Here is a 6,918-nt window from a genome sequence, read left to right on the forward strand (position 1 = left end):
CGACCCCAGGCGCCCAAGCTGCCCGAGGCCGCCTGGATCAACCAGCCCTCACAGGAGGCCCTCATACAGACCGCCTGACGGAATCTGTCTCACCCGCCTTGACACTTTCCGGAAGACCACGGCCTGCTCACTCGCACCGTCTACCCCGAGGTTCCCGCTCGCGTGGAGTACGAACTTACTGACCTCGGACACAGCGCAGCCGCCCCGTTGAAGCATCTGCGCGACTGGGTTGAACACAACGTCGGAACCGACCAGTAGCGACCCCCTCGGCGCTACATCGAGCCAGGAGTCCCGGCCTCCGCGTAATACCGCGTCAACACAGACGAGGCGTCGCGGTCGCCGTCACCGGACACGACAGAGTTCAGCAGGTACCGGTACCCGTCACCGGTCGTCATCACCCTAATTGATAACGTCACACCTAGAAGGTGCGAAGTAACCGACGCGCGAGCACAGGAGCGCTTCTGTCATTTCGAAGGCGAGACTTCGCGCGATTGGGATTCGCCGGGCCATCCTTCTTCTCTTTCGTCGAACGTCACCGCAACACCGTGTCGCTGGGGTTCGTGAAATCTTCTTCCGGAAGCGAAACCCAGGTACTGCGCCATGAGGAACTCGCCGCAGCGATGCACAGGCGTTCGACAGTTCGGTCGCACGAACCGATCGTTTGTTAACGGACGGCACTGTACGTCGATCGAAAGTCGCGCCGACACCCCCTGCGAATTCGCGTCGCGGGATAGTTTGCCAGGATCCGGCGATCAGCGTGGTGCGCATCAAGGAGGTGCGCAGCGGCCTCAGCACGAGGAGCCTGCCCGCGAGGCCGACCACCCCGCCCCTAGGAACGGTAGGAGTGCGACGTCGGGGCGAGCTGGGGGCCACCCCCCGAGACCGAAAGTAGCACCGCAGCGACGATAAGCGCCACGCCAACCAGGGTGGTCGTCAGCTCCCCGACCAACGAACCGATCCATCCGCGTTCCTGGAGGTCTCGGAACATCCTTATGCTCAGCCCGAACGTTCCGTTCGAGCTGCGAACCGATCGTCTCGATGCGTCGTGGCAGACGCCTCAGCTGTCCACCGATGACCTGGAGTTGCACGCGGCCGTCGGCGAACATCTCCCTTGAGTCCATCGCCAGACGTATGAAATGAGGAGTTCGAGCAAGGGCCCGATCGACCAAGTCGTAGTCGGCAACGAGCTGGCACAGCGTTCCCTCGAGTGACACGAAGGAAACGACTGGCGTTCTCCTCCGCTGTTGGGGACGTCGGGTCGGCTGAAATAATGGCCGGGACGATACGGTGGCGAGTCAGAGCGCCGTGATCCACCGCGCGATCTCGTCAGCGATCTCGTCGCTATTGTCTTCGACCATCAGCGAGTGGCCGTTCCCAGCGAGAAGAGGCAGTTCGGACGACCAGAAGGTGACGGCGGCGCCCTGATCGGTGAGCCAGGCCACGATGTCCTGATCCAGCTGCGAGGGGTGGTCGGTATCGGCTCCACCCGTGAAGACGAGAATCGGCTTGTTCGTGAACGCGTCGGTCGGCCCGATCCTCATTTGGCTCCCACCGATGTTCAGACGCTGATAAAGCATCCGGGCCGGGATCGGCCGAAGGGTGCGGCGGAACACCTCGATGCACTCGCGGGGGAACCGCCGGCTGGGTCCGATGGCCTTGTCGTTCACGAAGGCGCTTGTGGGTTCCCAGAAACCCATCTTCGGGATGGTCCAGTCGATGGCCGCTCCACGGATGGAGACCTCCTGGTCGGACTCCCTCACGATCTCGGGCACCGCCTGTATATTTCCAGGCGGGCCCGGAGCGACGGCTACGAGCCCGTCGATGAGATCGCCATGCGTCTCTAGGAGGCGGAAGCCAATCGGACCTGCCATCGAGTGCACGACCAGCACGACGTTCCGGCCGAGACCAGAGAGGAACACGCCCATCCCTCGGCACACGCTCTCATAGTCCAGCCGCGCAGACGCCGCACGATCATCGACGTGTTGGGCCGCCTCATAGGACAACCCCAGCCAGTCCACCACCAGCACACCGTAGCCATGCGATACGAATCGTGCCGCCCAGCCCTGTCGGCCGTCGGGCGTCTCGAGATAGTACTCGTTCGAGGCACCACCCCCGTGCACGAGGACGATCCACCGAGCAGGCGCACCCGACGGCGCCAGTTCGGTGTACGAGATCGGCGCGACGTCGTCTGGGCGTGAAATCGAATCCATAGCTTCCCCAGGCATATTTATCTGCTGAGCAGAACTTGTTCCTAACTAGAAGACACAATAGCTTGCGCGGCGCCAACAGTCCAGCATGGCTCGAGCTCTCTTCAGAACGCGCCGAACGACCCCTGCACCAGGTCGCAGGGGAAAGAGACGACGAGCCTTCAGGAGGTCAGGTCGGCCAGACGTACGGCTGCCTCATCGAGGAGTGCGACGAGGGTCTTCACCTTGCGGGGAGGCAAGCGGAACACCGGGGCAGATGCGTTGATCGCCAACCGCAGCCCGCTCGCCGAGGGAACGGCCACGGCCACCGAGGCCACGCCCTCCTCGCTCTCCTCCCGGTTCGTTGCATAGCCCTGCTTCGCGACAAGATCCAGTTGTGCGAGGAGCTCGGTCTTGGTACGGATCGACTGCGGAGTCACCTGTGAGAGTTGCTCGTCGGGGTAGAGACGGTCCAATTGTTCTCGCGGGAGCTGCGCCAGGAGAACCTTTCCCGTGGAGGTGCAATGGGCCGGCATCTCCTTGCCCAACCGTGAAGCGACTCGCACCGCCGTCGTCGGTTCCGAGACTGCGAGAAAGCGAGTGGAGTTGCCGTCGAGCGTGCCGAGGTGAACCGTCTCGCCGGCTTGGTGGCTGAGTTCCTCGAGGATCGGTTGCACGATCTGCGGGATGTCCATCTTTCTCAGCACCGAGAAGGCGATCGTGGTCAACGACGGCCCTGGCCCGTATGTCTTCGTTCGCGGGTCTTGCCGCACGAATCCTCGCCATTGAAGCATCGCGAGGATGCGATGCGCCGTTGAGGTCGCGACACCCAGGTGCTTGCTGGCGTCCGTCAGTCGAAGTTCGTTCTTCTCACCGAGCAGGAGCAGGAGTTTCAGGGCATTGTCGACCGACTCGATCGGTATTGCGGAGCCGCATCGACTCCGTCGGCTGCTCTATTTCTCTGCACAACAGAAACTGTATCGTTCCTGCCGGCCCTCAGGGCCGCCATCAAGGGCAAGGCGATCCCGTCCAGGTCTATCCGGACGCCGATTCGAGCAGCCGGCCCAGTCGTACACGAACGTCGGAAAGCGACGATCCCGCTGCGATGGACCGGCGGACTTCGACGAGAGCGCGGGGCCAATTCAGTACCACTGCCCCGTCGAATGACAGACCATTCTGAGAGTACAGAGACGCGATCCGGTCGGGTGTTCGAGGGTCCGTCACCATCTCGGGGTTGACTGCCGTCGTGCGACCGACGATGTGCAGCTTCCAGTTGAACTGGTCACTCCAGACATACTCGACAGGCAGATATGAGCGTCGGTCGTCGGGATGAGCGATGTTGTGCGCGACACAGCGCGCCTGGTCGACCGCATTCGTCCAGTGCTCAAGACGGGTGAGATCGCCGCGAACCGGATGCCGCCACCGCGCAACATCGCCGATCGCATGGATTTCCGGGGCGCCGAGTGCCGTGAGGAATTCGTCGCAGACGAGACCGTCGTCGATCTCGAGCCCTGAGTCCTCGAGCCATTCGACGTTCGGCACTGCCCCGATGCCGATGACGACGACATCACCGTGGAGCTCGGAACCGTCATCCAGGAGCACGCGGAAGTCTCCCTTCGCACCGTCGATCTGCGCGACCGTCCGTCCGAGAACCGCATGTACGCCATGCCGGGAGTGCTTCTGCGAGAAGAGGGCGCCAATCTCGTCACCGAGCCGGCGTGACATCAGGTCGCGTGTCGCCGAGACCAGGGTGACATCGACTCCGAGCCCAAGAGCGGTCGCGGCGACCTCGGCGCCGATGAAGCCCGCTCCGATGACGATGATCCTGCGATCGGGAACTAGCTCGGCGCGCAGCCGGTCTGCGTCGTCGAGTGTCCGCAGCACATGGATTCCCTCGCCTTCACCCCACGGCGACGGCCGCGCGCGGACGCCGGTCGCCACCACGAGGTCATCGAAGCCGACCCGCCGTCCATTCGCCAGCCGGAGCTCCGACAACGCACGGTCCAGACCTACCGCCGGCACACCGAGACGAAGGTCGATGTTAAGCTCGAGCGCCTCCGCCGCCGTGAGGAGCGTGACCTCGGCTGCACCTGCACCGACGAGGTATCCCTTCAACAGCGGCGGCTTGTCGTAGGGCAGCACGGGCTCGGAGCCGATGAGCACAACGTCTCCGCGATACCCCTCTGCCCGAAGCGCCTGCGCGGCCCGTACCCCCGCGATCGACGCACCGACAATCGCTGTCGTCATTCGTCTTCCACCCGGAGCGCGGAAACCGGGCAGCTGTTCGCCGCCTCGGTGACCCGTTTCCGGTCGGCCTCGTCGACCTCTGTTCTGAGCAGGATCACGACGCCGTCGTCATCGAGATCGAAATAGTCTCCCGCGGCCATGATGCAGTTGGCGTAGCCCTGACAGAGCCCGAGATCCGCTTTCACGACAGGCATGTGTCACTCCTCTCCTGCTTCTTCAGGCGTTATCTCAGGGAACATCGGTGCGAACGGTTGGGCGATCATGGCGGAGAACGTCGCCGTAGTCTGCCAGGTCAGCGCCTCGAGCTCGAGCGGATCGAGAGCGACCCACTGCCCGGATCGCGGCGACTCGATCAGGAGCCGGGAGCCGTTGCGTGTCTCCACGCGAGATACCCGGATCTCCGAGAACTCATTGGCGATCGAGATCGGAGCCCCTACCCGCTGGTCTTCGAGCCGCTGACGTTCGTCTGCTGCTGCGATGGCCGCGATGCGGTCGTCCTCTTCGCCTTCCCATTCGAGTTTCATAGGAAGATCGCCAGATTCTGTGTGCGCAAGACCGACTCGTCGACCGTGATGGTTCGGCGTGCGAGCTGCAACCCGCCGCCGACACGTCGCAGAACGTCTTCGCGGCCGGCCGAGATCACCGCGGGCTCGTGCACGTCGCCGCGACTGCGGAAAAGAAGCACCGCAGAATCGACGACGACCTCGCCCGGGACGTCGCTCTCGAAGGTGCGCACGTTCGTGACGAAGTGACGGAGCCGGGAGGGCGGATCCTCTGTCCAGGCGTGTTCCGTGAGGAAGCGGGCGACCCGCCGGCTCAGGGAGTACTTGTTCTCGTCCCAATGCGCCATGCCCGGAGACGTCGAGTACCCGGCGCCGAGCGCGGTAGTGACCTGCACGGGCATGATGTAGTGCACATCGTCGGCGATGAGGTCGAGCCAGTCCTCGTACCGCTGCTCGTCGAGGATGTATGCCTCTTCGACGAGCCACCTGTGCGTCTCCAGATGCAGGCCGTCCGAGAACGACAACGAACTCCCCACCCGCGTGGCTTTGGTCGTATGTGCTCCGAGCGGCGACTCTTTCAGTCGAACCCAGCGCGCCTCGGTCATGACAGCCCCTCCGGCATCCCCACCGACGAGATGATCAGCGCGGTCGGCTCCGTCTCGAGGTAGTCCGCCCAGCGCTCGAGCAGATGCCGCTGGTTGTACTCTCCGTAACCGACGTGGGCCACGCCCGGGCCAGAGAACGCGTCCGGTCCGAGCGGCTCCACGACGAATCTGCCGTCTTTCAGCACGCCCATCCGGCTGTTCAGCAGCAAGCGCCGCGCCATATTCCCTTTCGCGGTGTTCGTAAGGGACACCCAGTTCTCCACATCGTCCTGCTCGAACATCCCCGTGCTGCCGAAGCACATCAGGTACGCCTTGTACGACAGAGCCTTGAACTCCTCCGGTGCCGCTGCGTCGACGGCGAACCAGGAAAGCACCTCGGTCTCGTTCTCGCTGATCGGCTGCCAGGTACGGATCGAGATGAACGGGAGCACGTCGTCGCCGTCTTCCACCTTCGGCCAGTTGTGCACGAAGCTCATGTTCGGGAAGATCGAGGCCGCCGAGATCATGAAGCCGTTCTCGCCGATCACATTGAGCTGGTCCTGGGACCAGACCTCCTTCATCCGGTCGATCATCTCGTCGGGGTAGCCCACGTAGCGCAGCCGCTCCTCGAGCGTTCCCTCCGGAAGCTTGTAGGTCGTGCCTCCGCCGTTGCCCGCCCAGTACGTGTTGCCGTCTTTACGCTTCTCCGCCTTCGGTTCGCGGAAGAGGCCGATCTCGACCACCGAGGTGTGGGTCTGTGGCGTGTGGTACATGTCGCCGGCGAAGTTCTCTGCGCCGATCTTCCAGTTCGCCTTCACCCGCCAGCGCTGCGGGCCGCGGAGCTCGATGCCCGAGGAGCTCTGCTTCGTGTAGTAGTCGAGATAGAAAGCGAAATCGCCGAGGTAGTCGATCAGCGGTGGCGCATCCGGATCCATGCTGATGAAGATCAACCCGTTGTAGCTGTCGAGGCTCGGCGCCGGAAGCAGGCGGGCTCCCTTGCGATTGAAGCCAGCCTCGCCACCGTACGCCTCTTCGTGGAACGGCAGCCCCACGATTCGTCCGTCGTTGCGGTACGACCAGCCGTGATACGGGCAGCGGAAGTGCGAGGCGTTGCCCATTTCCGCCCGGCACACCTGCATTCCTCGGTGCAGGCACATGTTGAACATCGCCTTGACGGAGCCACTCTCGTCGCGCACCACGATGAACGAGTCGTCGAGCACTCGCCGCACCACGTAGTCGCCGGGCTGAGGGATCTCTGATTCGTGACCCACGAAGATCCACGCGCGACTGAACAAGCGCTCCCGCTCGAGCCCTGTGCGTCAGGATGGGGTGAGACACCAGCACTGCTGACCTTCGCACTGCACGGGGCGAGAACGGACCAATACTGAGATGACGATG

Annotated in this window: 9 protein-coding genes and 1 pseudogene; 1 reads left to right on the plus strand and 9 read right to left on the minus strand. The window is 63.6% G+C overall.

Annotated elements, in window-relative coordinates:
* Positions 1-123 precede the first annotated feature (123 nt).
* Positions 124-258 (plus strand): winged helix-turn-helix transcriptional regulator, encoded by a 135-nt coding sequence (locus BGO47_RS12120; protein WP_082802890.1) that lies wholly within the window; start codon positions 124-126, stop codon positions 256-258.
* Between the two features lie 14 nt (positions 259-272).
* Here BGO47_RS12120 and BGO47_RS12125 read toward each other — a convergent pair whose 3' ends face one another.
* The 9 genes and pseudogenes from BGO47_RS12125 to BGO47_RS12165 all read right to left on the minus strand — a co-directional run bounded on the left by BGO47_RS12125 (position 273) and on the right by BGO47_RS12165 (position 6,791).
* Positions 273-395: a hypothetical protein gene (locus BGO47_RS12125; RefSeq protein ID WP_267189609.1), complete on the minus strand. Its 123-nt coding sequence runs from the start codon at positions 393-395 to the stop codon at positions 273-275.
* A gap of 900 nt (positions 396-1,295) precedes the next feature.
* Positions 1,296-2,210: an alpha/beta fold hydrolase gene (locus tag BGO47_RS12130; protein WP_292712292.1), complete on the minus strand. Its 915-nt coding sequence runs from the start codon at positions 2,208-2,210 to the stop codon at positions 1,296-1,298.
* Between the two features lie 158 nt (positions 2,211-2,368).
* Positions 2,369-2,914: an IclR family transcriptional regulator gene (locus BGO47_RS12135; protein ID WP_223159176.1), complete on the minus strand. Its 546-nt coding sequence runs from the start codon at positions 2,912-2,914 to the stop codon at positions 2,369-2,371.
* Between the two features lie 42 nt (positions 2,915-2,956).
* Positions 2,957-3,109 (minus strand): annotated as a pseudogene (locus BGO47_RS12140) (helix-turn-helix domain-containing protein); the annotation flags it as partial.
* A gap of 112 nt (positions 3,110-3,221) precedes the next feature.
* Positions 3,222-4,433, minus strand: a complete 1,212-nt coding sequence (locus BGO47_RS12145) for an FAD-dependent oxidoreductase (RefSeq protein WP_292712296.1) — start codon at positions 4,431-4,433, stop codon at positions 3,222-3,224.
* Entirely contained in the window at positions 4,430-4,627 is a 198-nt protein-coding gene (locus BGO47_RS12150) for a ferredoxin (RefSeq protein ID WP_005054951.1), read from the minus strand. Before BGO47_RS12150 ends, BGO47_RS12145 begins: the two co-directional genes overlap by 4 nt.
* 3 nt (positions 4,628-4,630) lie before the next feature.
* Positions 4,631-4,957 (minus strand): hypothetical protein, encoded by a 327-nt coding sequence (locus BGO47_RS12155; protein ID WP_005054953.1) that lies wholly within the window; start codon positions 4,955-4,957, stop codon positions 4,631-4,633.
* Positions 4,954-5,541 carry a 3-phenylpropionate/cinnamic acid dioxygenase subunit beta gene (locus BGO47_RS12160; RefSeq protein ID WP_005054954.1) on the minus strand — a complete coding sequence of 196 codons (588 nt, stop codon included), beginning with the start codon at positions 5,539-5,541 and terminating at the stop codon, positions 4,954-4,956. The genes BGO47_RS12155 and BGO47_RS12160 overlap by 4 nt, the downstream gene beginning before the upstream one ends.
* Positions 5,538-6,791, minus strand: a complete 1,254-nt coding sequence (locus BGO47_RS12165) for an aromatic ring-hydroxylating dioxygenase subunit alpha (RefSeq protein ID WP_005054956.1) — start codon at positions 6,789-6,791, stop codon at positions 5,538-5,540. The genes BGO47_RS12160 and BGO47_RS12165 overlap by 4 nt, the downstream gene beginning before the upstream one ends.
* Positions 6,792-6,918 lie beyond the last annotated feature (127 nt).

It is taken from the genome of Microbacterium sp. 67-17 (genome assembly GCF_001898325.1).
Lineage (GTDB): Bacteria > Actinomycetota > Actinomycetes > Actinomycetales > Microbacteriaceae > Microbacterium > Microbacterium schleiferi.

What these genes read in the sequence shown, in the direction of transcription:
- BGO47_RS12150 (WP_005054951.1), bottom strand. Translation starts at nt 4,627, where the DNA reads ATGCCTGTCGTGAAAGCGGATCTCGGGCTCTGTCAGGGCTACGCCAAC.
- BGO47_RS12145 (WP_292712296.1), bottom strand. Translation starts at nt 4,433, where the DNA reads ATGACGACAGCGATTGTCGGTGCGTCGATCGCGGGGGTACGGGCCGCG.
- BGO47_RS12125 (WP_267189609.1), bottom strand. Translation starts at nt 395, where the DNA reads ATGACGACCGGTGACGGGTACCGGTACCTGCTGAACTCTGTCGTGTCC.
- BGO47_RS12130 (WP_292712292.1), bottom strand. Translation starts at nt 2,210, where the DNA reads ATGGATTCGATTTCACGCCCAGACGACGTCGCGCCGATCTCGTACACC.
- BGO47_RS12160 (WP_005054954.1), bottom strand. Translation starts at nt 5,541, where the DNA reads ATGACCGAGGCGCGCTGGGTTCGACTGAAAGAGTCGCCGCTCGGAGCA.
- BGO47_RS12155 (WP_005054953.1), bottom strand. Translation starts at nt 4,957, where the DNA reads ATGAAACTCGAATGGGAAGGCGAAGAGGACGACCGCATCGCGGCCATC.